We start from the raw sequence: 23,527 nt of genomic DNA, 5'->3' as shown, positions 1-23,527 counted from the left end.
TTACTACTTCTTTTTTGTACAAAAAAATGCCGGAACATGTATATTTGCCAAAACCGGAAATTTTCCGGAAGCATTTCCACTCCTAATTTGATACAAATGACAAAGTTCATTAGCATTTGCGCATTAGTTACCAGCATCTTATTGTTAACTTCCGGAAGGCCGGTAAAAACTTACTCCGAATTGTACCGGCCACAGTTTCATTTTTCCCCTGAAAAAAACTGGATGAACGATCCCGACGGTTTGGTTTACTACGAAGGTGAATATCACCTGTTTTACCAGTACAATCCCAAGGGTAATGAGTGGGGCTACATGCATTGGGGGCATGCGGTCAGCACCGACCTGGTTCACTGGAAAAATCTTCCCATAGCCATTTACCCCGACAATAATTCGACGGATAAGGTGAAATGCACCGCATGGTCGGGTTCAGCCATTGTCGATAAAAACAATGTAACCGGACTGCAGGAAGGCAGCTACAAAACCTTGCTGGCGTTCTACACCAGCCGGGGATGCGGTCAGCGGTTAGCCTACAGCAACGACAAAGGCCGTACATGGAAAAAATATGCTGGCAATCCAATTATTCCCGAAGCACCCGGAGAGGAAACCCGTGACCCGAAAGTATTCTGGTATAAACCTGGAAACCATTGGGTAATGGTACTTTACCGCATGCCTGGCGGCGATAAAGCGAAAGAAGGAATCTCAATCTACAGTTCTACAGACCTGGCACACTGGACTTTCGAAAGCCACATAACCGGTTACTACGAATGCCCCGACCTTTTCACACTTCCACTTGATGGTGACAGCGCCAAAATGAAATGGGCGCTGCTGGGTGGAGATGGTTCCTATATGTTAGGAGATTTTGATGGAAAACACTTTACGCCTGAATCCGGGAAAAAAGTTCTCGATTACGGACAGAATTTTTATGCAGCCCAAACCTGGTCTAATGCACCTGATGGCAAACGGATTCAAATTGCCTGGATGAGAGAAAGTAAATATCCCGGTATGCCGTTCACCGGTCAAATGTCCTTCCCAACAGAACTCTCGTTGAAATCGACTCCTGATGGACCCCGCATTTTCAGAACTCCGGTCAGTGAGATTTCCTCCCTTTACGGGAAGAAAATGGATAAAACCGATAAGAATATTATCCCTGGCCTGAAGAATTATAATCTTCTCAAGGGAATTCACAACGAATGTGTCCGCATCACTGGTGTGTTTGATGTCAAATCCTCCAATATGTTCGGAATTACGGTCCGAAAATCGAGAAAAGAAGCCGGAACAGAAATCAGTTATGACGTAAAAAAACAATTACTGACTTGTATTGGCTCCCAAATGCCATTGGCTCCGGTTAACAATAAAATTAAGCTGGACATTTTGGTTGATCGGGCATCGATTGAGATTTTTGCCAATAATGGTGAAAAAGTTATCACCGACAATTTTACGCCCGCTGAACAGGCTGATGATATGGAGCTCTGGACGCACGGTGGCGAACTCATGGTCGACTCGCTGGAAGTACACGAAATCAAATCCATCTGGAGAGAATAACCTAATCTTAACGTGGTGCAGAGCCGCTTCGACTATCATATGCACACTCGCTTGTCCGATGGCAAAAACAGCCATGAGGAAATGGTGGAAGCAGCCATTAAAAAAGGTTTCAACGAAATTGCGGGAGAACCAGAGCAATATCCGTTTTGATTATGTTATCGGTTCGGTTCATTTTCCGGATAACTGGAACCACGACTCCGATCGCAGCCGGTACATCGAGTTCAGTAATGATTATCTCTACCAATGGTATTTTGCCGAAGCACAAACCATGCTAAAACAATTGGGCACCGAAATTCAGTCCGCTACCAGAAACATGAAAAAATTAGGGAGCCACTATAAGTCACAAAAAAGCCCCGGCAAAAACCGGGACTTTTTTAATCTCTTTTGTTAATTCGACAATAACTTATACAGCTCCGTTAAATCAGGTGTCAGGATAATTTCCGTACGCCGGTTTTTCTGACGGGATTCAGGTGTTTTGCGCGGATCGACCGGCAAATACTTACTCCGACCAGCTGCAGTTATCCGCTTCGGATTGATGTTGGCATCCTGCAACAAAATCCTGGTAACTGCCGTAGCCCGCATCACACTCAGGTCCCAGTTATCTTTTATTGCCCCGGTTCCCCGCAACGGAACATCGTCGGTGTGTCCTTCCACCAGCACATTAATATCGGGATTGGCAGCCAGAACCTGCGCAATCTTTTTCAAAGCTTGCCGACCTTGCTGACCAACAGCATATTTCCCTGACTGAAACAACAACTTCTCGGCCATCGAGACATACACCTGTCCGTTTTTCTCAGTTACATTAATACCCAGATTTTTATAACCAGTTAACGCATTCAGCATCTTCTGCTTCAACTCTTTTACGGCCTTATCTTTCCTTGCCAGCAAATTTTCGAGCTGTTGCAACCGTTGATTTTTCTCCGCCAGTTTCTTTTCACGTGCGTCCAAATCAGCTTGTGCCGAATCCAGGTTAGTCAGCAACCGCGAAATTTCCTCGCTGCTTCCCGACTTCACTGCTGAAATCTGTTTTTCTAAATCAGCATTGGTAGCTTTCAGCCGCTTTACTTCCCGAGCAAGGTTGTCCCGCTCATCTTCCATGGAACGTTTATCGGCCTTCATCTTTTTCATCTCAGCTTCCATCTGATCGGCCTTTGCACCGGCCTCATTTGCTTTGGCTTCCATATCCTGAAGCTTCTGCTTTAACAGCAACTGGCTGTCTTCGCATTCATTCAATTTGCCTTTCACCCGGTTAAACTCACTGGTTGAAACACATGCCGGCAACATGAAAATCATTAGTAATGTGCCCAGAAGCATAACTCGAAATTTTCTCATATCTATCCTTGTCATATATTTGTATTATTAAATCATCGAAGTAAAAATAATGAAAGACCACCCACTTCACAAACACGTAGTGCATCTGCTTCGTAGATCCCCAATAGAGATTAATTTATAACTTTGTCCCATTGGAAAATCATATAACGATAGTGTCTCAGTTCATGGCAGAAGCGCAAACTCAGCTTCTGGAAAAAATTGAATATCCCACAGATCTGCGTAAACTCAGTGAGAAGGAACTCCCCGATGTTTGCACAGAACTGCGTAATTATATTATCCGGGAAGTTTCATCCAATCCCGGACACTTTGGAGCCAGCCTCGGTGTGATTGAGTTGACAGTGGCTCTTCATTACGTATACCAAACACCTTACGACCAACTTGTTTGGGACGTAGGCCATCAGGCTTATGCCCATAAAATCCTAACGGGAAGAAGGAAAAAATTCCATACAAATCGGAGAATGGGAGGCATCAGCGGTTTTCCGAAAATTGCTGAAAGTGAATTCGATTCTTTTGGTGTAGGCCATTCATCTACTTCCATCTCAGCAGCATTGGGTTTAATGCTGGCAGCGAAAATCAAAGGAGAAACCGACCGGAAAGTAGTCGCCATAATCGGTGATGGTGCCATGACCGGCGGAATGGCTTTCGAAGGGCTGAACAACGCAGCTACCAGCAACTCGGATATTCTGGTTATTTTGAACGATAACAACATGGCCATCGATCCGGCTGTTGGCGGACTGAATAATTACCTCGTTCAAATGCAGACTTCACCGGCTTATAACCGGCTGAAGAGTGATGTCTGGAAGATCCTGGGAAAACTGAACAAAGTTGGCCCCAAAGCCCGCCAGGTGTTGCAGCAACACCAGCATGCGCTGAAATCGGTTTTGTTAAGAAACAGCAACCTTTTTGAATCGTTCGGGTTCCGTTATTTCGGACCGGTCGATGGCCATGATGTGAACGCGATGGTGAAAATACTGGGTGATCTACGCAACATCGAAGGGCCCAAGCTCCTGCATGTTATCACTAAAAAAGGGAAAGGTTTTGCTCCGGCCGAACAGAACGCCACCAAATGGCACGCTGCCCCCGGAAAATTCGATATCCATACCGGCGAGGTGCTTATTGATTTACCGCTAAAGCCATCGCCACCGAAATACCAGGATGTTTTCGGTAAGACCATTTTGGAACTGGCCGGGAAGAATGAAAAAATTACCGCCATCACACCAGCGATGCCTACCGGCTGTTCGTTGAACCTGATGATGCAAAAAATGCCGGAACGCACGTTTGATGTAGGCATTGCTGAACAACACGCTGTAACCTTTGCGGCTGGTTTGGCAGCCAACAACCTCGTTCCGTTCTGCAATATTTACTCTTCGTTCATGCAGCGCTCGTATGATCAGATTATTCATGATGTTGCGTTGCAGAACCTGAATGTGGTTCTATGCCTCGATCGGGCCGGCCTGGTTGGCGCCGATGGTGCGACCCACCACGGAGTGTTCGATTTGGCTTTCCTCCGAAATATTCCGAACATGACCGTTTCTGCTCCAATGGACGAAATTGATTTGCGAAACCTGATGTATACCGCACAACTACCTGATATGGGCCCTTTCTCTATCCGTTATCCGCGGGGAAAAGGTGTTCATGTGGAATGGGATGTTCCGTTTAACGAAATCCCGGTAGGGAAGGGAAAAGAGATTACACAAGGTACAGACGTTGTAGTGTTGAGCATCGGACATCCGGGCAATTTTGTCAAAGAGGCTACCGAAATGCTAATGAAAAAAGATATTTCCGTTCAGCATTACGACATGCGATTTGTCAAACCTCTCGACACCGAAATACTGGATTCAGTATTGGCCAAATTCGATAAAGTTATTACAGTTGAGGACGGTGTAATTAACGGCGGGTTCGGCAGCGCCGTAATGGAATACCTGCTGGAAAGCGGCTATCATGGCAGGTTTAAAAGGCTGGGAATCCCCGATCGGTTCATCGAGCAGGGAACACCTGAAGAACTCTATCGCGAATGTGGTTTCGACAGTGACGGCATTTACCGGGAAATTCGCGACATGCTAAAAGGATAATTGCTTTTACGATACCCTTCCCGATGCAATTTCCCGGATTTTCTTTTCGGTTGAAAAAACGATTCTTATCAGGAAATTTCTATCTTCGGAACACACTGTAAAACGAACACCTTGTTTCAATTTTTCAGCAACCGGAATTTTAAAGGAATATTACTGGCTTTTGCTTTTCTTATTAGCATTGGCACGTTTATCTATACCAAAACACTGGTCAATAAGCTAAAGCAGGAGGAACACCGGAAAGTAGAACTATGGGCACAGGCAACACACCGTCTGGCAGAATCAGGTAATACTACCGGTAAAGAACTGGCCTTTACTTTCGATGTGGTGGAAAACAATCACACGGTTCCCATTATTGTTACCGATCAGAATGACAGCATCCTCTACGATCGGAACCTGGAAATTGCTGACGGCCCGGGCAAGCAAGAAGAACTCCGGCAGATACTTATGAACATGAAGAAACAATATCCGCCCATTGTTATTCCTATTTCATCTCATAAAAAAAACCTTGTTTATTACAGCAACTCCAATTTATTGAATAAACTCCGTTACTACCCGCTGCTTCAGCTTCTGATCCTGACCCTGTTTACCCTGGTCGCATACGTCGCATTTAGTGCATCCCGGGTGTCGGAACAAAACCGCGTTTGGGTAGGAATGGCTAAAGAAACCGCTCACCAGTTGGGAACGCCCATCTCCTCGCTAATGGCCTGGGTCGAACTGTTGCGCATGCAAAATGTGGATGAGTCGATTGTTACTGAGATTGCCAAGGATACCGAGCGGCTCAACCGCATTACCGAACGCTTTTCGAAAATCGGATCAGCACCCGAACTCGTCGAAACTAATGTGGTTTCGGTATTGGCAAATACCATCGAATACCTGGAAAAAAGAAACCCGAAGCGAATTCTCTTTACATCGAATTTCAATCCTTTCCAGGAAATCATGATCCCGCTAAATGTTTCCCTTTTCTCCTGGGTTATCGAAAATCTTTGCAAAAATGCCATCGATGCCATCGAAGGAAAAGGTGAAATCAACGTTTCGCTATATGTGGCCCCGGAGGAACTTTATATTGACGTAAGCGACTCCGGCAAGGGAATTCCGAAAAGCAGTTTCAGGGAAGTGTTCCGTCCGGGTTACACCACGAAGAAGCGAGGCTGGGGGTTAGGACTATCACTGGCTAAACGAATTATCGAAAATTACCACAACGGGCACATATCTGTCAAACACTCGGAAATAAACAAGGGGACCACATTCCGCATCGTCTTGCACTCCGAGGAAAACCTGACCGAGAAAATCACTCAACCCGTTTAATTTTAAGAATTTCAAAATTCTCAGGTTTTTTTCTGTTGTATATTAAAAATTTATACTTTTGCAAAGCTAAAAAAGGAAGGTTGTGAAATACCTGAAAAACTATATCATTCCGTTCTCCGGACTGAAGGAGGGAAAACATCAGTTCCGGTTCGAAGCTGGCGAGCGCTTTTTCAGGGAGTTTGAAGAGTCGGAGATTGAAAGAGGTGATGTAAACATCGAGGTCGAACTCGAAAAACGGACAACCTACTTATCACTTGGCTTTAAATTGACTGGAAGCGTTCAGTTAATTTGTGACCGATGCCTGGACAATTATGACCAGCCATTCGATAACGCTTATAAACTCTACGTGAAGTTCAGCGAAGAACCGCAGGTAGATGATGACGAAGTGATGTACCTCCACCCAAATGATCACCAGGTAGAGGTAGGTCATTTGATATATGAATTTATTGTTCTGAGCTTACCGGCACGGCATGTTCATCCGGATGACGAAAATGGCAAAAGCGCATGCGACCCGGATATGTTGGATAAGCTTGATGAATACGATCATCCCGGTGACGACGATGAACCGATTGATCCGAGATGGAATGATTTGAAAAAGATTATTGGTAACTAAGTAAAGTTGATTTAAAATGGCACATCCAAAACACAGAACGTCGAAAACGAGAAGGGATAAGCGCAGAACGCATTATAAAGCGACTCCTGCTACCATGGCAACTTGTTCGAACTGCGGTGCTACTGTAAAGTATCACACCGTATGTAATGAATGCGGCCACTACAGGGGTAAACTCGTTATTGAAAAAGAAATTACTGTTTGATTTCCATAGCAGAAAGAATTTTCTTCCTGTCTATTTGGTTTTTACATGGCTTTAGAAAGGCTTTCCTGTGCTCAGGAAGGCCTTTCTGTTTTAGCCCGTTTCATCCTTTTCCGAGTCCCTACCCTTCTTAATTTATTGATAAGTATATACCTTCCATTTACTATTTTAAAAGAATACGGTTGATGAACAGTTTCAAAACTTGTTGGCTTTTATTATCTTCATCGGCTAAAGTCAAGACAAGTTGTTTACGTTAAAACCGAAAAAAATGGCAAAACCCATCATCCAAAACGAAGTGAAAGCACTGAACACGATTGCAAAAGATACCATGATTAAAGGGGATATCAAATCGGATGGTGATATTCGAATCGACGGTGCACTGGAGGGGAACCTGGAATGCAAAGGACGCGTAGTACTCGGTCCCGAAGCCAGGGTAAAAGGAACTGTCCGTTGCCGGTTAGCCGACATTATGGGGAATCTTGAAGGGGAAATCTTTGCTTCTGAACTGATGACACTGAAAAACACCGCCGTTATCAATGGCGACCTGACCATGGGCAAATTATCGGTTGAGCCGGGAGCTCAGTTTACCGGTAAATGTTCGATGGGCAGTGCTGGCCCTGAATCAGCTCCGAAAACTCAGCCTGCCCCGGTCCAACCGGAAGCCAAGCTGAAAGAAAACAAGTAAAGGCTGCTTTCACAAAGCAATTGAATCCCTGGAATTATTTCCGGGGATTTTTATTTTTCAGAGGTCGGCGCTTACCGATTCGAGCGATTCAGAAACGTTGATGACATAATCAGCCAATCGCTCACATTCGTTGAAAATATCGTTGTAAATACTGCCTTTCTGGTAATTGTACATTCCCTTTTCCAGGTTTTCCAAATGCTCCGTTTTCAGAATGTCCCTAAATACATTAATTTCTTCCTCCTTTTTCCGGGCCACCGAAGCATCTACCCGATCTTCCGTCTTCAGGTTGAGTTCCATAATTTGAGTGGTATCCGCCACCAGGCTGAACAAAATTTCCAGGTTTTCCATCGGTTTTCCCGAAAAGGTTATTCCCTGTTCATGCGCCCGGTTAAATGCCCGGGCAATATTGTAACACGAATCGCCGATGCTTTCAATATTATCGATCAATTTGAACATGGACGAAAGCACTCGTGAATTTTGCACACTCAACCGCGTTTCCCCCACTTTGGTCAGATAATTGGCAATTTCAATCTCGATACGATCGCACACCTTTTCCTCCGTCTCCATCTTTTCGAACCGTTGGTCAAATTTCTTATCAGGAATTTCGGCCAACAGCCCCTGAACATCTTTAAACATTTTCGAAACCCGCTGCCCAAACAGGGAAATCTCTTCACGTGCCAGGTAAAGCGATGCTTCCGGTGTTGACAAGAGCCCGATTTTTATGTGCTGTAAGGAAAAAGCGCTTTCCGCCTCTGCTTTTCGTTCAGGGACCAAACGGGTAACAATCCGGGCCAGCGTTTTCGTGAAACCTATCAGCAGCAACATATTCAACACATTAAACAACGTATGAAACAGCGCCAGCGCTACCGGAATTGCATTACTCGATTCAAACGGATCGCCGCCTCCCATCTCTTTCATCAGGAAAGCAACTCCCGAAAGGAAAAATGGGAACACAATAATCATCCAGATGACGCCCGCCAGATTAAATATCAGGTGCGCGCGTGCAGCCCGTCTTGCATTGGTATTAGCCACCAATGCTGCAACGTTTGCTGTAATAGTTGTACCCAGGTTTTCTCCCAGGACCATCGCTGCTGCCATGTCGAAATTAATCCAGCCATTGTTGCACATCACCAGCGTTAATGCCATGGTGGCACTGGAAGACTGAATAAGAGTAGTTAATAAAGCACCAATAAGCATGAACAAAATGTATCCCGGGTAGCCCATATGGGCATATTGCGATAACCAACCCAATACTTCCGGATTACCACTGACATCGGGGACCGACATTTTCAGAAATTCGAGCCCAAGGAAAAGTAAGCCAAAGCCCATCACCAATTCACCCCACGATTTCCTGGAACGGACCCTTGAAAATAGCACCGGCAAAGCCAAACCAACCATTGGCAAGGCAATTTGCGTAATATTGAACTTGAACCCGAAAAGAGAGATGATCCAGGCCGTAACGGTTGTGCCAATATTCGCTCCCATCACTACACTGATGGATTCGAGCAGTGAAAGCAGTCCTGCATTCACAAAACTGACAATCATTACAATGGTTGCCGAAGAAGATTGAATAAGGGTGGTAATAAAAACCCCTGTGAAAACTCCGCGCATCCGGTTCGCTGTCATCGATGCCAAAATAGCCCGCAGTTTGTTACCCGCTACTTTTTGCAGCGATTCACTCATTAGCTTCATCCCGAAAAGGAAAACAGCCAACGAGCCCAGAAACCTCAGAAATTCAACAAATCCGTAATCCATTATTCTTAAAGGGGGTTAGGTTGTGCCGAATTTAAATGTTTTTGACACAAAACTGAAAAGTGAATGAAACAAATTTTACCAACGGCAAAGAAATAGTTTCACCATCATCATTTCCCTCAAAATCTACCGGTTCAATTTCTTATCATGTAAAATCCTGGCATGTAGCCTAACCCGCTCAGCAGCATGACAAGTAAAATGGCATATTCTTTTCAATTCAGTCAATTAAACACTAATTTCGCGGGGATTTCATTTTATTATTATGTGGAGAAGGATAGCACGCTTCATTTTATCTTACCGGATTGCCCTCTCGGTTATTTTGTTGGGAATTACCATTTACATGGGATTTAAAGCGCCTCAGGTTCAGCTTTCGTACGAATATGCCCCGTTGTTACCTAAAAAGGACACGATCTATCAGGAAAATCAGGATTTCATCAAAAAATTTGGCGCCGGTTCCGATGTGATTGTTATCGGCGTGCAGGATTCCAATTTCTTCAACATCGACCATTTTAACCAATGGGATGAGATGGCTGCCCAACTGAAAAAAATCGACGGTGTGGAGGGCATGTTGTCGGTAGCCAACGCCTTTGACATTTATAAGGATCGGAAAGCGCATAAATTCAAGTTCGACAGCATTTTCCCGTCAAGGGCCCAATCGCAGGAGCAACTCGACACCCTGGTCGGGAAACTACATAATCTGCCATTCTACAAAGGGCAGCTTTACAACGAAAAAACACATACCTACATGATGGCCATTACCGTAAGTAAAGCCTTGATGGCGACGCCGAAACGGGAAAAAATGGTCAACCAGATTGAAAAAGCAGGTAACCGGTTTGAAGCAGATACCGGTGTGAAAGTTCATTATTCCGGAATGCCTTTTATCCGGGTAGTCACCTCGCAAAAGATTAAGCGCGAGTTCCTGATGTTTATTCTGGCTGCACTGGCGGTCGTTATTATCATCCTGTTCTCATTCTTCCGCTCATTTAAGGCCGTTATCCTTCCGGTAACGGTGGTATTAATCGGGGTTATCTGGACGTTAGGACTGATGGCCATACTTGGTTACAAAATCACGCTGCTAACCGGGATGATCCCTCCGTTGCTAATTGTTATCGGGGTTCCCAATTGTATTTTCCTTGTCAATAAGTACCACTACGAATACAAAGGGCACGGCAACAAAATCAAAGCCCTTCAACGTACCATCATGAAAATCGGGAACGCCACGTTCCTGACGAACCTGACTACTGCTTCGGGGTTTGCCACTTTCTTAGTGACCAGCAGTTCCATCCTGCGTCAATTCGGTTTGATTGCCTCGGTGAACATCATGGCGGTTTTCATTACTTCGCTCATTATTATCCCGACAGCTTTTACCATTCTCGATCCGCCGGCCGACAAAGATATGCGCTACCTCGATAATAATTTCATCGGAAAGATTATCGACAAGTTTGTGTACGTTACACAAAACCACAGGAAAGGCATTTATATTACGTTTGGTATCATTCTGCTGCTAAGTATTGTTGGAATTACCCGAATTAAAAGTACCGGCTACATGGTAGATGATTTACCGAAAAACGATCCCATCTACCTTGACCTAAAGTTTTTTGAAAAAAATTTCGATGGATTGATGCCACTGGAAATTACCGTTGACACGGAACGTCCAAACGGAGTTTTGCGTACTTCTAACCTGAAAAAAATTGATGAGTTCAGTACTGCTTTATCAAAATACAAAGATTTATCGCCTTCACTTTCGTTGGTAAATGTGTTGAAGTTTGCCAAACAGGCTTTTTATAATGGAAAGGAAAAATATTATTCACTGCCGGGTTATCGCGAACAGTCGTTTATTTTCTCCTACGTTGGAAAATCGGAAGGAAAAATTGGCGACCTAAAGTCTTTTATCGACAGCACCAAACAGGAAACACGAATCAGTTTCCGGATGAAGGACGTCGGGACAACCCGGATGGAAGATTTGTTAAGCCGTATCCGGAAAGAAGCCGCGAAGATATTTCCACCCGATAAATACCACGTATCCGTTACCGGCGCGTCGGTCGTTTTTGTAAAAGGAACCCAGTACCTGGTGAAGAGTTTGTTCCAGAGCCTCGGTTTGGCCGTTTTACTGATTGCCACCTTTATGGCCCTGATGTTCAACTCACGAAGGATGGTATTCCTGTCGCTGATCCCCAACATAATTCCACTTCTGTTTACAGCCGGAATCATGGGGTTTACCGGCATTCCGATTAAGGCTTCTACCATCCTGGTTTTCTCTATCGCTTTCGGAATATCGGTCGACAATACCATTCACTTTCTGGCAAAATACCGGCAGGAACTCCGGCTCACGAATTGGGATATCGGCAAGTCCGTGGTACTCGCCCTGCGCGAAACCGGCTTCAGCATGATTTATACATCATTTGTACTTTTCTTCGGATTTGGTATCTTCAGCCTTTCGAGTTTTGGAGGGACTGTAGCCTTAGGCATTCTGGTATCATTAACATTGCTCGTGGCCCTGATATCGAACCTGATACTGTTGCCGGCATTACTCCTGGCATTACAACGTCGTGCCACTACCCGCTATTTCGAAGAACCTTTCCTCGAAATTTTTAATGAGGAAGAAGATATTGAACAGGATGAACTTCGGATTGAAGGCAGGGATAAAAATGGAAACCGTATCTCCGAAACTACCGATAAAAAGGATAAAACGACCGATGAATGAAAAGCCAGCAGGAACTCTTTGACCTCTTTCTTCGTGAACTGAAAAAGGAGCAGGAAAAAATTGATAATGCCTCACCTGGCGGTTTGTATAAACCAGTTTCGTACACCCTCGACATGGGTGGAAAACGACTGAGGCCTTTGTTGGTTTTGTTATCAACCAACCTGTTTTCCGAAAAAGTGGAAGAAGCATTGCCTGCCGCAATAGCCATCGAAGTTTTCCACAATTTCACCCTGCTGCACGACGATTTGATGGACAACGCTTCGGTCCGCCGGGGCAAACCAACCGTTCACCTGAAATTTAATCCTAACGCGGCCATTCTCAGTGGCGATGCCATGATGATTCTCGCTAACGAATACCTGGCCAATTCACCTGCGGAAAAATTACCTGGATTGCTGAAGCTTTTCTCCCGGACTGCACTCGAAGTTTGTGAAGGGCAGCAGTACGATATGGATTTTGAAAGCCGCATGGATGTTACAGTAGATGAATACATCGAAATGATTCGGATGAAAACAGCCGTGTTAATTGCCGGTGCGTTAAAACTGGGCGCTATTATTGGCAATGCGCCGGAAAATCAGGCCAATCTGTTGTACGATTTCGGCATCAACATTGGACTGGCGTTTCAGTTGCAGGACGACTGGCTGGATGTATACGGAGATCAAAATATTTTCGGAAAGAAAATTGGCGGCGATATCCTGAGTAACAAAAAAACGTTCCTGTTGCTCAAAGCACAGGAAAAGTTGCAGGGTGAGAGGAAAACTCAATTACGCTCCTGGATTACCAGAGAAACTTTTCTCCCGGAAGAAAAAATTGAAGCGGTTACACTACTATATAATAATGCATCGGTAAGTGAAGAGGCGCAACAACTTATGCACTATTATCATGAAGAAGCCCTGAAATGCCTGGCCAAACTCGAAGTGGAAGATGCGAATAAGAAGAATTTAATCGAACTGGCCGATCAGGTCATGTCGAGGATTAGTTAGTCCAATCCCCGACATGTTATTTTAAAGTACTCTTAACGCTTTCTCGATGCGTTCCAAACCTTCCTGCAAGGTAGAACGCGGACAGCCAATATTCATCCGGAAATAACCCTCGCCGCCGGTCCCAAACGTGCTGCCTACATTCATCGCCACACCCGCTTTATTTACCAGCACCTCTTTCATCTCTTTTTCATTTAAACCATAATCGCGAAAATCGAGCCACACCAGGAATGTCGATTCAGGCTGCATCACTTTGATTTTGGGCAAATGCCTGGCCATAAACTCATTCAGATAGTTCAGGTTGCCCTGAAGATATTCCAGTAGTTCGCCCAGCCATTCTTCTCCATGTGCGTAACCCGCTTCGGTGGCAACCGTACCAAAAATATTGCCTCCTTGCACATGTAGCACATTCAACAACCTTTCGTAACGCACCCGCATTTTCTTTTGCGGAATAACCAGGAATGCAGAAGATAATCCGGCAATATTAAAAGTCTTGTTTGGCGCCATGCAGACTACCGTGATTTCGGCCAGTTCTTCAGATATGGAAGGCAACGGAACATGCTTGTGTCCCGGATAAACCAAGTCGGAATGAATTTCATCGGAAACGATGATCACACCTTTCTCCTTGCAGATGCTCCCAAGTTCAGTCAACTCTTCTTTTGTCCAAACCATGCCCCCCGGGTTATGCGGACTGGAAAGCAGAAGCATCTTCGTTTTATCATCAATCTTGGCTTTTAAATCTTCGAAATCGAAATAATACCGTCCGTTCTCCAGCTTCAGCGGATTTTCTACCATTTTTCGCCCCGAACCTTTCACGCATGTGAAAAAGGGAAAGTAAACCGGCGGCTGTACAATCACTTTATCATCCGGTTCGGTAAGCGCCATGATCAAGATCGTAATTGCCGGTACAACACCCGGACTAAATGAAATCCACTCCCGTTCAATATCCCAGCCGTGCCGCTTCTTCATCCAGTCAACAATGGATTGGTGATAACTTTCGGGCCGGAATGAATAAGCCAATACTTCATGTTCGGCCCGCTCGCGAATGGCACTCATAATAAAATCGGGTACCCGGAAATCGGTGTCTGCTACCCACATGGGCAACGCATCGGCATTACCGCAATACTGTTCCAACCGGTCATATTTTACACAGTTGGTCCCACTGCGCTCAATTACTTCATCAAAATTATAGGCCATATGATTAAGGTTTACGATTATTTTCCAATTCAAACATTCCTGAATCAATCCGGTTCAGATAAAGGATACCATTCTTTCCCTCCAATCGCAGAATGAAATCGAAGCAAGCAAACGAAAGGCACAAATCAAAATCGGTAGCCGGCGAACGGTATCGAATGTATTCAACAATGGCGGCAGCATTCACAAAACTACCGGTGATGATTTCATCAGCGTCAACGGCATTTACAATTCCCTGGGTACCGGAACCACTTCGAGAACCCTACCATTCATTAGGAAGTCAAAATAAACTGAAATAAGGGGCTTGTCCCGAAAGGGCTTATTAAAATATTTATCAAACCCGAATTATTCATCTCGAGTACAATAAAATGGGTGCAAAGTGTTATCTTTAAGTAGATTAAACGAAACAACAACACTTTTAAACGCACCCATTTATGAGCAATAAAGATACCGTTTTTTACCGAGGCAGGACAGCAATAAACATGGATTTTTCAGCAGATGCAGTCAGTTCTGACGGGGCCGTACTACTGCTGGAAAAACTCGAAAGGAAACATCGCATATTGCACTATTTTAGCCAGGTGGTTCCCGATTGTCGTGATCCATTTCGTATAGTCCACCCCATTGATAAGCTTTTAAAGCAGCGCGTGTTCACCATGGTACAGGGCTACGAAGATGCCAACGATGTCCAGTACCTGAAAAACGACCCGCTGTTAAAGGACATCCTTGAAGGGGGACTGGCCTCACAGCCCACCATGTCAAGGTTCGAGAACGGTTTTGACAAGCATTCCGTATTTGCTTTGTGCAATGCGTGGGTTGACCGCTATGTACTCACACTGGCGGGCAGGGAACAACTTGTGATCGATATTGACGGCACCGACGACCCCACCCATGGCGAACAGCAACTGTCGATGTTCAATGGCTATTACGGCCAGTTCATGTACAACGAACTGTTTTTCCACGATGGCGACACGGGGCAGATCATCCTCCCGGTACTACGCCCGGGTAACAGCCACTCCAACAAATGGTACGTTGCCATTTTAAAGCGGATATTGAAAAAGATAAGGGCCGCCTATCCCGGACTGAAGATCATTGTGCGGGCCGACAGCGGCTTCAGTTGCCCCGCTTTTTACCAACTGGCCGATGATTTTGGCCTCAAGTTCGCCGTTGGCATCGCCGCAAACGAAACACTGAAGAAAAAAACCGCAAGGGCGGAGAAAGCCGTGCGCCATTTGTTCGTTTCCAACAACACCAAGCACCAACATTTTATAAGCTATACCTATCAAGCAGGCACCTGGCACAAACCACAACAATGCTACTCGAAGATAGAAAGCACGGGAAAGGGGCTGAACGTCAGGCATATTGTCAGCAATATGGAAGAAGCCGATGCCCGGTCCATCTATTTTGGGTTTTACGTAAAACGGGGCGAGGCCAGCGAAAACCGGATCAAAGAGGTAAAAAACATGTGTTTTTCGGACAGGTTGTCCGACCATGGCTTTTGGCCAAACTTTTTTCGGTTGTTCCTCAGCAGCTTGTCCTACGAAATATTTTTACTTGTGAAAGAAGCAATAAAGAAAACAGGCTTCGAAGCGGCCAAAAAATGGCAGGTTGATACTATTAGGGCATCATTGTTGAAAATTGGGGCAACAATAAAAACGACAAAGCGAAAGGTGTACTACCGCTTTTCCAAGGCGTTCGTACACCAGGAACTGTTCAGGCAACTGGTCTTTCAATAAAATAAACAGCAGCGAACAACCAAGCAGGGCACAATGATGGGATTGCTATGCCCTGTTGTCAAAAAATGAGAGTTTTGGGACAAGAACAGCCGGACACGGCATCGGTTGTCCCCAATATTTATATCGCCCGACCGGAATTTAGTGTAGTTTTCATCAAGCCCAGCTTTCAAAAATATGAACGCTATAGTTTTATGCACAATTCTCCGGCTGATGAATAATGCGGGTTAAGTTTCACCATCATGTATGCAGGAAATACTATCTGGTCGGCGGCCGTTTTGTTGTTTTTGCTTATGGACCCCATTGCCATTCCGATGATAGCTGGTCCATCCGTCCTGTCGATGTTGATCCTGATGACGCAGGGGAGTCCTGCGAACCCTTTCAGTTTAGTCCTTTCGCTGGTGATTGCCTGGATTATGTCTTTTATTATCCTGCTGGTAGCGCCCGTCCTCATCAAAGTGTTGAAACAGCGTGGTTTGATTGCGTTAGAGCGTTAATGGATAATCATAAACTATCATCAAAAATTAAAGTCCCCGAAACCCCGAAGACTTTAATTTTCAATTCTCAATTTATTTTTGGTCTTCCATCCTATATTCCTGTTGCTCCTTCTGGTCTTTCACCATGTCTTCTGGATTGTCCAGTTCTGGTGAATTTTTCAGCGCAGCCCAGTCGAAGTTTTCATCCAGCGGGTCAAGTGCTTTCTTCGGATCGAAAATGCGTTTGTCCACGGGAACTGCTCCGTACGGCGTAAAGTCGGGCTTGTCGGTGAACATATCCGACAGGTCGGTAGCGCCGGCGTCGTACTGATTCAGGTAGGGCAGTCCCAGCACATTCCAGAACGTTTTGAAGATGCTGCCAAAGCTGTAGTGCATATGGCCTACATAATGGTGTTTGGCGTAGGGTGAAATCACCATCAGCACACTGCGGTGCGCATCCACGTGGTCTACGCCGTTCTGGGCGTCATCCTCGGTAATCACAATGGCCATGTTTTTCCAGTACGGCGTGTGCGACAGGAACTCCACGATGCGCCCTACGGCCAGGTCGTTGTCGGCCATGTAGCTTTCGCGGAAAGGATAACCTTCGGTTGGCCGCTCGCCGGCGCCGTGGTCGTTGGGAATGATGACCGTCATCACGCTGGGCATTGTATCCTTAGTGTTAATCCATTTCTGATTGAATTCCTTGATGAACTGGTTGATGCGGAACTGGTCGGGGATGTTCATGTTGAACGTGGGGTACGCCTTCGATGAACGGGTGAAGATAGGCTGTGGCACCGGGAAGTTGGCAAATTGCGCAATGCCGGTGTACTTATACGACTTGTCGTAGAATGCCGGCTCGAACATCACGCTAAAACCGAAGTTATAAAAGTCGATTTTGTTGCGCTCCAGGTGATCCCACAGGGAACCAGCCTCGTTGTAATCCTCGGGATAGATGGCACCCGCTGCGCCATTCATGGCCAACGCACCCGGTGCTGTCGATTCGGGATCATAGTGCCGGTTACCTCCATAGCTGGCCGGTGTGCAGGTTTCCACCCACTCGTTGGGATAGGTATTCACCAGCCAGCGGTGTCCGTCAGCCGATACATCCGAATCCACATAGAAGTTATCGCCAAAACCGAATTGCCGGGCCAGTCTCAGGTGGTTGGGCATTACGGCAGCATGCCCCACTTTCATGGTAGCTTCGTGGTTGGTAAAGCTCACATCGCTTCCGTAGCGCGCAATGGTCGGGTCGCCGTTGGCGTTCTTCAACTGACCAAAAATTTCGTCATAGGTACGGTTCTCTTTCGAGATGAAGACGATATGCTTGATGGGCGACTCTTTCTGTCCGCCAAAGAGCGGAATGGGATTATTTTCGCGGCCTTTCATGGCCTCTTTTACGGTCTGGATTTTAAAGTTGTTGCTGATAACCTTTTGCGTCAGGGCAGCCAATTCCCGGTCGTCCGGAATATTCATCACCGTCACGGTTCCGTTCATCAGGTTACCAATGTACGTTCCTTCGGGGCCTTCCTTAAAGTCTTTCCCGCCATTGGGACCAGCGCCATAACCTTTGGCATTGGCTACAATTAGTTTTTTCCCGTCAGGCTTTACCCTTAGTTTTGAAGGAAACCAGCCTACCGGGATGTGCCCAAGTACCTTCAATGTTGAGATATCAATAACGCCCACCGCATTGATGCCCGATTCGGCCACGTATAATCTTTTCTGTTTAGGAGAAACCGCTAATCCAAACGGGATAACCCCGCGGAAATGTTTCAGCGGATCGGCTGGTTTCAGGTAAATTTCCTTGATGATGGTATCCTTCTGCGCATCGATAACCGAAATGTTGTCGTTATTTCCGTTGCTCACAAAAACGTATTGGTCGGTTGCCACCACCGAGTTGGGGCTCGAGCCGCCCACGGCCGGAACGCCCTCCACTTTGGCACCGACCAGCGATCCGGTTTTGATTCTGGCCGTTACATGCGGCGTCTCTTTCAGCGATACGGCCCAAACAGAGAATGACTCAGGCACATTGGGATCGCCCAGGCCGGGCACCTTCATGCTGTCGATGACGGTTCCATCCTTCATCTCCTTCGAGCCATAGGCAAAAGCGGGAAATTTCAGTGCCTTGTCAATCTCATGTTTCGACTCGATGCCGTCAATCTTCTTGTACTCGAACATGCCCACGTTGGCCACGTACGCCTTGCTTCCGTCGGGCGAGAGGGTTACCCCGAAAGGATATCTTCCGGTAGGGACCGAATACAACAACTTTTTTGTCTTCGTATCCGCGATGACGAGGCGGAAGTTCATCTGGTCGACGGCGTAAAGGGTTTTGCCATCCTTGCTCAGCGCCATATCGCCGATGTAGCCGTAAGGCGTTTTTTGGCCATCGGCCATCACGTTGCAGTCGATGGAATCGAGTTTTTCTCCGGTGTTGATGTCGAACAAATAAATCTGGTTGGTCTGTCCGCCGGCTACGTAAACTACCTGGTTATCCGGTGAAATGGCCAGTCCCATGAAAACCGAAGCCAGCACGCCGCGGTCGGTCGCCGCCCCCGGAGGCACCTGCCGGATGTCCGGCTTTTTAGAGGTGATGTTTTTTAAAATGGAGATGGAAAGCGGCGACGTGCCTGAATTGGCGGTGACGGCTACCTTTCCATCGTGGCTCAGGGTTAACCCAAACGGGTGCGGGGCCACGGTAAATGTTTTCCCGTAAGGTGTAATGATTCTGCCATTGGGAAGTACCGTTTCGCCGTCCTTCACGATCTTCGTGGGACGGTCACCGGCCGGAGCGGTTAGCACTGCGGCCTCTTTCTTTTGCCGTTGACAGGACCATAGAATCAGTCCGAAAGAGAGCACCGCAAAAGCAATGAAAAGCTTTTTCATAGTATTACGAATTGTCAGTTGTCGTTGTCAAGTCTGTTTTGGACCATTCCAAGTTATGTATTTGGAGAAGGATATCCAACGGGTTGCAAAAGCGTTTTCGGAGGATTATCAAAAACTCTACTTATATAACCCCAAAACAGTGAGATGGATAGCTTTTCTGCGTTTCGCAGATGTCGCGGTTTTGCAACAGAAAAATCACGAAAGGTTAATGGAAGAGAGAAAGGGAGAAATGGCGATTGGGAGAAAAAGAAATTTTGAATGATGAATTATAGATGTTGAATTGGAGGCGCGAAAGTGAGTCGATTGTGCTCTGAGGAACACTGAAGCTTATTGATAAATGAAAAAGGAGAATTAAGCCAATTGGAGCTTCATTGTTTTGAGCTGCGAGCATTGCCCCGAAGGGGTATAATCTTCATGGGCCGGGGTAAGGAGTGAAAACAAGGCTAAAGTAAGAAGGCAAAGGCAAAAGTAAAAAGAGAATCCACAGATTGGCACAAATGAAATTCACAGATGAATTGTTAACCTGTAATTAACTAATCCACGCAAAGACCTCTGAAATTTTTCACTGAACGCAAAGAAGCTCCTCATCAAATCTAATTCAACATTCAGCATTCAAAATTTATAATTTTATTAGCGCAACCAAACAACCTAAAACCTGCAATTTCTTTTGTCTGGTGTCTGGAATCTTGGGCCTGGCGTCCCTCCTTAAAAAAAAACTCCTTCGCATATGTCTGCACATAGGAAGGAGTTTTTCCCCGAAAGGGTTATAAAGGTGGAAGTTACTTTTTCTTGTAAAATAATTTTCCGGTAATCAGCAGGCCTGCAAAGACGAAGATGCCAAAAACCAGGCTGCTGACGGCCAGCTGCATTCCACCCGAAAGAATGTGCCCGCTGGTACAACCTCCGGCCATACGTGCTCCGAAGATGAGGATAAATCCACCGATGAAAGCAGTCACTAATCGTTTGCTAACCGATTTGCCTTTGTAGTGCTCCCAGCGACTATGGATGGCCGTAATCTTGAATTCTTTTGACAGGAGTGAGAAAACCAGTCCGGCAACCATGGCGCCCAGAAGGAAGACCATTTCCCAATGGCCGGGTGTGGCAATTTTGCCAAAATAGTCGTTGCTGGTCATGCCAGTCAGCTGGTCAGCCAGGTAAGGGTAACTGGTTGAGGCGCCAATGGGACGGTTAGAAGTCACCTTCAGGAACACCATGGCATTGAGAACTGCTAAAGCCAGGCCGGCAAACAGCCAGCGGTAATTGGGGGCTTTGTGTTTCTTGTCGAAGTAAAACGCCAGCAGAATAAATCCGGCACCCAGCAACATCGTGATAAAATAGAAAAGAAAGGTTGTTTGACCTCCCATGATGGTGTAGAGGGAAATTTTCCCCCAATCGGGCCCAAGAATAGGACTGATGGCTGGCAGAACAGCTGTAAACACAACGCCGCCCAGCAATCCGCCAATGATGCCGACTAAAGCATCGATTGAGCCTTCTCCCAGCGAGACCGCCATGGTTCCAGGACAGTAACCCAGAATGGCCATACCTGATCCGAAAATCAATCCGCCCAACATGATTCCGCCGGCGATGAACGGTTTCACATGGCAGAGCGCCTGGCCGGTCCCGATTTCGAAATTGATGAGCATAGCGCCCAACCCGATGGCGACGAGAATGGCTTTAGCCACGGTGTAATCTTCCAGGGTGGCCATCCCGCTGATGGTGTTGTACTTGTTCAGCCTGGCCCGCTGAAGAATGGCCCCGAAGAGGAACCCAAATACTAAAATCTGAAGGTTCATAGTTGTCTTATTTAATCGTTTCGGTTATGTTTTTCCCGATAGGAAAAACAGATGATTTGCAATTCTTTTGGAAAGGAAAATTTATAGGGTAAAATAAAGGATAACCAATAGATTGTGCAAATGCAATTCGATTATACTCAATAATTTTACGTTATTGAAGTCGACAAAGTGGATAGTTTGAATGACCGTTTCTGACTACTGGTCCTTCCTGTAAAAGAGTTGGATCAAGCCTGTATCGAATCGTTTTGTTTCGTTCAATTTCCAATGGCTGCGCCTGTTTATTAACTGGAACAACGATTTTCCGTTGCCGATGAATAGCGGATGAACAGCTAGCTGCATTTCGTCTACCAAACCCAAATCGATGCATTGGCCGGCGATGTCGGCACCGCCAAATAACCAGATATCTTTGCCAGGCTGAATTTTTAGTTGTGTTACTGTATGTTTCAGGTTTCCCTGGTGAAGTTGTGCAGGAGGTTGGAGATTTCTGAGTCTTCTGGAAAAAACAATCATTTCTTTACCAGGGAAAGGATCCGTGGAAGCAGTTGTTAAGATTTCGTAGCTTTTCCTTCCCATCAACAAGGTGTCGATCTGATTCATGAATTCGGTCATCCCATAGTCCTGATCGGTGAAACACCAATCGAATTCACCGTTCGGGCCTTCAATACAACCATCGAGGCTTAAGGCAATATTAAGAATGAGCTTTCGCATGGGCTCATTGGCGTAGGGTTAATAATCGGGGTTATTACAAATTCATTTCCGTATAAAAAAATATAACCATTTAGGCAACAGTTGGTTCAGCGATGACAATTTTTTTGAAGTGTCAAATCACTAAATCAGTGGCATATCCCCAAACGGTGTAACGGGCAAGTTTACCAAATGTCATAAAAATGAAACTCCAGAAAGGGGCAATGCGGAAAAAGCCGAGCCCCAGAATGATAACATTTCCAAGTCCGGGGACGAACGAAAGCGTAGCAGCGGCCGGCCCGTAACGGTTGAGTTGGGGTTTTATATCCACCAGTTTTTCATGTTTTACCTTACCATATTTTCCCAGCCACTCCGGTTTCCCGATGTGCCCCATGTAGTAGGTCACCAGTCCGCCCAGGGTATTACCAAGAGTAGCAACGATTAGCGCTGGAGTCAAATCGGCACCGGCGATCAGAACGGCACTCAGCACGATTTCCGAGTTAAAAGGAATGAGCGTACCCGCTATAAAGGCCGCGATAAACAAGCCAATTAAACCATATGTTGCCAGTGCTTCCATTCGCAATTTCTATGTTTAAACATAAAGGGTTGGTGAAGTCGTCAACCAGAGATATAACAACAAAGAACGGAAAATTCCGTCTCTGTTTTAAAGAGAAGGTTCGACGTTGAGTCAGATGATTTATTCGTGATGAATTTCGATGTTGAAGGAATACTTGTATGCATTGTAAGAACTGAGGGTATATTCCACCGGTTGGTTTTTGGAATCATAAACATAGCGTTCGCGGGCCAACACCGGATCGATGGTGGTTATTCCCAGCCGTTTTGCCGTGATGGTGGAAGCAGTCTTAGCCTCTACCTTTTCCTGCGAACGCGATGGGACTATCGGTAAATAAATGAATTGGAGGATATCTTCGGAATTCTGAAAAACGAATTTGACGTCACTCACGATTAATAAATGCTTCAGACTGTATGTCGGAACATATAAATATACGGTGATTCGGCGAAAAGGCAATGCTCAAGTGAAAAACGCAACGAAAACTTTTCATAAATGAAGTGGGGTGATTTGGCGATCGACTATCTTCCGGCATAATTATTTACCTTTGCGCCTAAAATCTGACATATGAATCCCGCGAAGTCTGTTTAGGTGGTTGAAATGATCTCACATTTGCGGGCGTATGTTTATTAGCTAAAAAGAAAAAAGACAGAAATGAAAGAATACAGTACCCGTCAGAACAAAATTGGCCGGTTGATACAGAAGGAACTGAGCGAATTGTTCCGTCGCGAAAGCCAGATGCTTTTCCGGGGAAAAATGATTACCGTAACGGTTGTAAGGGTGACCCGCGATATGTCGCTGGCCCGCTGCTACCTCAGTATCTTCCCGTCCGAAAATGCGCAGGAAATTCTGGATAACATCAATGACCGGAAAGGCCACCTGCGTGGCGAACTGGGACGGATTGTTCGTCACCAGTTGCGGGTTATCCCCGATTTGGAATTCCTTCTTGACGACAGTCTCGACTACATCGAAAATATCGACAACCTGTTGAAATAAAATACATTTTCTCCATTTTTAAACG

22 protein-coding genes are annotated in these 23,527 nt (G+C 45.8%); 14 read left to right on the top strand and 8 right to left on the bottom strand.

Annotated elements, in window-relative coordinates:
- The first annotated feature begins 96 nt into the window (after window positions 1–96).
- From GJU82_RS14300 to GJU82_RS14295, 3 genes are read left to right on the top strand one after another with little or no spacing between them, the layout of a single operon-like run.
- Window positions 97–1,539 carry a glycoside hydrolase family 32 protein gene (locus tag GJU82_RS14300; protein ID WP_194831068.1) on the top strand — a complete coding sequence of 481 codons (1,443 nt, stop codon included), beginning with the start codon at window positions 97–99 and terminating at the stop codon, window positions 1,537–1,539.
- A 39-nt stretch (window positions 1,540–1,578) separates the two neighbouring features.
- The gene (locus GJU82_RS17985) at window positions 1,579–1,689 is read left to right on the top strand and encodes a hypothetical protein (RefSeq protein ID WP_373921463.1); all 111 of its coding nucleotides are present in this window, start codon (window positions 1,579–1,581) and stop codon (window positions 1,687–1,689) included.
- The gene (locus GJU82_RS14295; RefSeq protein WP_373921439.1) at window positions 1,658–1,930 is read left to right on the top strand and encodes a hypothetical protein; all 273 of its coding nucleotides are present in this window, start codon (window positions 1,658–1,660) and stop codon (window positions 1,928–1,930) included. The genes GJU82_RS17985 and GJU82_RS14295 overlap by 32 nt, the downstream gene beginning before the upstream one ends.
- Here the strand turns inward: GJU82_RS14295 and GJU82_RS14290 are convergent.
- Window positions 1,927–2,871, bottom strand: a complete 945-nt coding sequence (locus GJU82_RS14290; protein WP_194831067.1) for an OmpA family protein — start codon at window positions 2,869–2,871, stop codon at window positions 1,927–1,929. The genes GJU82_RS14295 and GJU82_RS14290 overlap by 4 nt on opposite strands.
- Before the next feature lie 131 nt (window positions 2,872–3,002).
- Here GJU82_RS14290 and dxs point away from each other — a divergent pair, with 131 nt between their 5' ends.
- From dxs to GJU82_RS14265, 5 genes are all read left to right on the top strand, one after another.
- Window positions 3,003–4,943, top strand: coding sequence for a 1-deoxy-D-xylulose-5-phosphate synthase (gene dxs, locus GJU82_RS14285; protein ID WP_228488711.1), 1,941 nt, complete (start codon window positions 3,003–3,005; stop codon window positions 4,941–4,943).
- 111 nt (window positions 4,944–5,054) lie between these two features.
- Complete coding sequence (locus GJU82_RS14280; RefSeq protein WP_153632765.1) at window positions 5,055–6,248, top strand: PAS domain-containing sensor histidine kinase; 1,194 nt, start codon at window positions 5,055–5,057, stop codon at window positions 6,246–6,248.
- An 82-nt stretch (window positions 6,249–6,330) separates the two neighbouring features.
- On the top strand, window positions 6,331–6,861 hold the full coding sequence (locus tag GJU82_RS14275; protein WP_153632764.1) for a DUF177 domain-containing protein: 531 nt from the start codon (window positions 6,331–6,333) through the stop codon (window positions 6,859–6,861).
- A 16-nt stretch (window positions 6,862–6,877) separates the two neighbouring features.
- Window positions 6,878–7,063 carry a 50S ribosomal protein L32 gene (gene rpmF / locus GJU82_RS14270; RefSeq protein WP_081782514.1) on the top strand — a complete coding sequence of 62 codons (186 nt, stop codon included), beginning with the start codon at window positions 6,878–6,880 and terminating at the stop codon, window positions 7,061–7,063.
- Window positions 7,064–7,328: 265 nt separating this feature from the next.
- Window positions 7,329–7,745: a polymer-forming cytoskeletal protein gene (locus GJU82_RS14265; protein WP_153632763.1), complete on the top strand. Its 417-nt coding sequence runs from the start codon at window positions 7,329–7,331 to the stop codon at window positions 7,743–7,745.
- Between the two features lie 57 nt (window positions 7,746–7,802).
- Here GJU82_RS14265 and GJU82_RS14260 read toward each other — a convergent pair whose 3' ends face one another.
- Window positions 7,803–9,500 (bottom strand): Na/Pi cotransporter family protein, encoded by a 1,698-nt coding sequence (locus GJU82_RS14260; RefSeq protein ID WP_153632762.1) that lies wholly within the window; start codon window positions 9,498–9,500, stop codon window positions 7,803–7,805.
- A gap of 259 nt (window positions 9,501–9,759) precedes the next feature.
- Here GJU82_RS14260 and GJU82_RS14255 point away from each other — a divergent pair, with 259 nt between their 5' ends.
- Window positions 9,760–12,201, top strand: coding sequence for an RND family transporter (locus tag GJU82_RS14255; protein ID WP_153632761.1), 2,442 nt, complete (start codon window positions 9,760–9,762; stop codon window positions 12,199–12,201).
- Complete coding sequence (locus tag GJU82_RS14250; RefSeq protein WP_153632760.1) at window positions 12,198–13,181, top strand: polyprenyl synthetase family protein; 984 nt, start codon at window positions 12,198–12,200, stop codon at window positions 13,179–13,181. The genes GJU82_RS14255 and GJU82_RS14250 overlap by 4 nt, the downstream gene beginning before the upstream one ends.
- A 21-nt stretch (window positions 13,182–13,202) precedes the next feature.
- On the opposite strand, the gene GJU82_RS14245 is transcribed toward GJU82_RS14250, so the two are convergent.
- Complete coding sequence (locus GJU82_RS14245; RefSeq protein ID WP_153632759.1) at window positions 13,203–14,375, bottom strand: MalY/PatB family protein; 1,173 nt, start codon at window positions 14,373–14,375, stop codon at window positions 13,203–13,205.
- 431 nt (window positions 14,376–14,806) lie between these two features.
- Between GJU82_RS14245 and GJU82_RS14240 the strand changes: the two genes are divergently transcribed.
- Both GJU82_RS14240 and GJU82_RS14230 read left to right on the top strand, forming a co-directional pair.
- Complete coding sequence (locus GJU82_RS14240; RefSeq protein ID WP_153632758.1) at window positions 14,807–16,105, top strand: IS1380 family transposase; 1,299 nt, start codon at window positions 14,807–14,809, stop codon at window positions 16,103–16,105.
- Between the two features lie 239 nt (window positions 16,106–16,344).
- Entirely contained in the window at window positions 16,345–16,599 is a 255-nt protein-coding gene (locus tag GJU82_RS14230) for a MarC family protein (protein WP_153632757.1), read from the top strand.
- Between the two features lie 72 nt (window positions 16,600–16,671).
- Here the strand turns inward: GJU82_RS14230 and GJU82_RS14225 are convergent, their stop codons facing one another.
- Window positions 16,672–19,458 (bottom strand): hypothetical protein, encoded by a 2,787-nt coding sequence (locus GJU82_RS14225; RefSeq protein ID WP_153632756.1) that lies wholly within the window; start codon window positions 19,456–19,458, stop codon window positions 16,672–16,674.
- Between the two features lie 61 nt (window positions 19,459–19,519).
- On the opposite strand from GJU82_RS14225, the gene GJU82_RS17210 reads away from it, so the two are divergent.
- Window positions 19,520–19,720, top strand: coding sequence for a hypothetical protein (locus GJU82_RS17210; protein WP_194831066.1), 201 nt, complete (start codon window positions 19,520–19,522; stop codon window positions 19,718–19,720).
- A gap of 517 nt (window positions 19,721–20,237) precedes the next feature.
- Here the strand turns inward: GJU82_RS17210 and GJU82_RS14220 are convergent.
- The 4 genes from GJU82_RS14220 to GJU82_RS14205 form a co-directional block, all read right to left on the bottom strand.
- The gene (locus GJU82_RS14220; RefSeq protein WP_153632755.1) at window positions 20,238–21,251 is read right to left on the bottom strand and encodes a YeeE/YedE thiosulfate transporter family protein; all 1,014 of its coding nucleotides are present in this window, start codon (window positions 21,249–21,251) and stop codon (window positions 20,238–20,240) included.
- Between the two features lie 195 nt (window positions 21,252–21,446).
- Window positions 21,447–21,959, bottom strand: a complete 513-nt coding sequence (locus tag GJU82_RS14215; protein WP_153632754.1) for a dihydrofolate reductase family protein — start codon at window positions 21,957–21,959, stop codon at window positions 21,447–21,449.
- A 112-nt stretch (window positions 21,960–22,071) separates the two neighbouring features.
- Window positions 22,072–22,512, bottom strand: coding sequence for a YqaA family protein (locus tag GJU82_RS14210; RefSeq protein ID WP_153632753.1), 441 nt, complete (start codon window positions 22,510–22,512; stop codon window positions 22,072–22,074).
- 120 nt (window positions 22,513–22,632) lie between these two features.
- Window positions 22,633–22,899: a UTRA domain-containing protein gene (locus tag GJU82_RS14205; protein WP_194831065.1), complete on the bottom strand. Its 267-nt coding sequence runs from the start codon at window positions 22,897–22,899 to the stop codon at window positions 22,633–22,635.
- A 261-nt stretch (window positions 22,900–23,160) separates the two neighbouring features.
- Between GJU82_RS14205 and rbfA the strand changes: the two genes are divergently transcribed.
- A complete protein-coding gene (gene rbfA, locus GJU82_RS14200) occupies window positions 23,161–23,502 on the top strand; it encodes a 30S ribosome-binding factor RbfA (RefSeq protein WP_153632751.1) in 342 nt (113 codons plus the stop codon).
- The last annotated feature ends 25 nt before the right edge of the window (window positions 23,503–23,527 follow it).

Source organism: Prolixibacter sp. SD074 (assembly GCF_009617895.1).
Taxonomy (GTDB): Bacteria; Bacteroidota; Bacteroidia; order Bacteroidales; family Prolixibacteraceae; genus Prolixibacter.
Note: the sequence above shows the minus strand (reverse complement) of the source record. Positions and strands in the feature narration are given on the sequence as shown.

Coding starts and splice junctions, on each gene's coding strand:
- rbfA (WP_153632751.1), top strand. CDS start 23,161: ATGAAAGAATACAGTACCCGTCAGAACAAAATTGGCCGGTTGATACAG.
- GJU82_RS14290 (WP_194831067.1), bottom strand. CDS start 2,871: ATGAGAAAATTTCGAGTTATGCTTCTGGGCACATTACTAATGATTTTC.
- GJU82_RS14215 (WP_153632754.1), bottom strand. CDS start 21,959: ATGCGAAAGCTCATTCTTAATATTGCCTTAAGCCTCGATGGTTGTATT.
- GJU82_RS14250 (WP_153632760.1), top strand. CDS start 12,198: ATGAAAAGCCAGCAGGAACTCTTTGACCTCTTTCTTCGTGAACTGAAA.
- GJU82_RS14240 (WP_153632758.1), top strand. CDS start 14,807: ATGAGCAATAAAGATACCGTTTTTTACCGAGGCAGGACAGCAATAAAC.
- GJU82_RS14220 (WP_153632755.1), bottom strand. CDS start 21,251: ATGAACCTTCAGATTTTAGTATTTGGGTTCCTCTTCGGGGCCATTCTT.
- GJU82_RS17985 (WP_373921463.1), top strand. CDS start 1,579: ATGCACACTCGCTTGTCCGATGGCAAAAACAGCCATGAGGAAATGGTG.
- GJU82_RS14260 (WP_153632762.1), bottom strand. CDS start 9,500: ATGGATTACGGATTTGTTGAATTTCTGAGGTTTCTGGGCTCGTTGGCT.
- rpmF (WP_081782514.1), top strand. CDS start 6,878: ATGGCACATCCAAAACACAGAACGTCGAAAACGAGAAGGGATAAGCGC.
- GJU82_RS14255 (WP_153632761.1), top strand. CDS start 9,760: ATGTGGAGAAGGATAGCACGCTTCATTTTATCTTACCGGATTGCCCTC.
- GJU82_RS14300 (WP_194831068.1), top strand. CDS start 97: ATGACAAAGTTCATTAGCATTTGCGCATTAGTTACCAGCATCTTATTG.
- GJU82_RS14245 (WP_153632759.1), bottom strand. CDS start 14,375: ATGGCCTATAATTTTGATGAAGTAATTGAGCGCAGTGGGACCAACTGT.
- GJU82_RS14225 (WP_153632756.1), bottom strand. CDS start 19,458: ATGAAAAAGCTTTTCATTGCTTTTGCGGTGCTCTCTTTCGGACTGATT.
- GJU82_RS14265 (WP_153632763.1), top strand. CDS start 7,329: ATGGCAAAACCCATCATCCAAAACGAAGTGAAAGCACTGAACACGATT.
- GJU82_RS14210 (WP_153632753.1), bottom strand. CDS start 22,512: ATGGAAGCACTGGCAACATATGGTTTAATTGGCTTGTTTATCGCGGCC.
- GJU82_RS14230 (WP_153632757.1), top strand. CDS start 16,345: ATGTATGCAGGAAATACTATCTGGTCGGCGGCCGTTTTGTTGTTTTTG.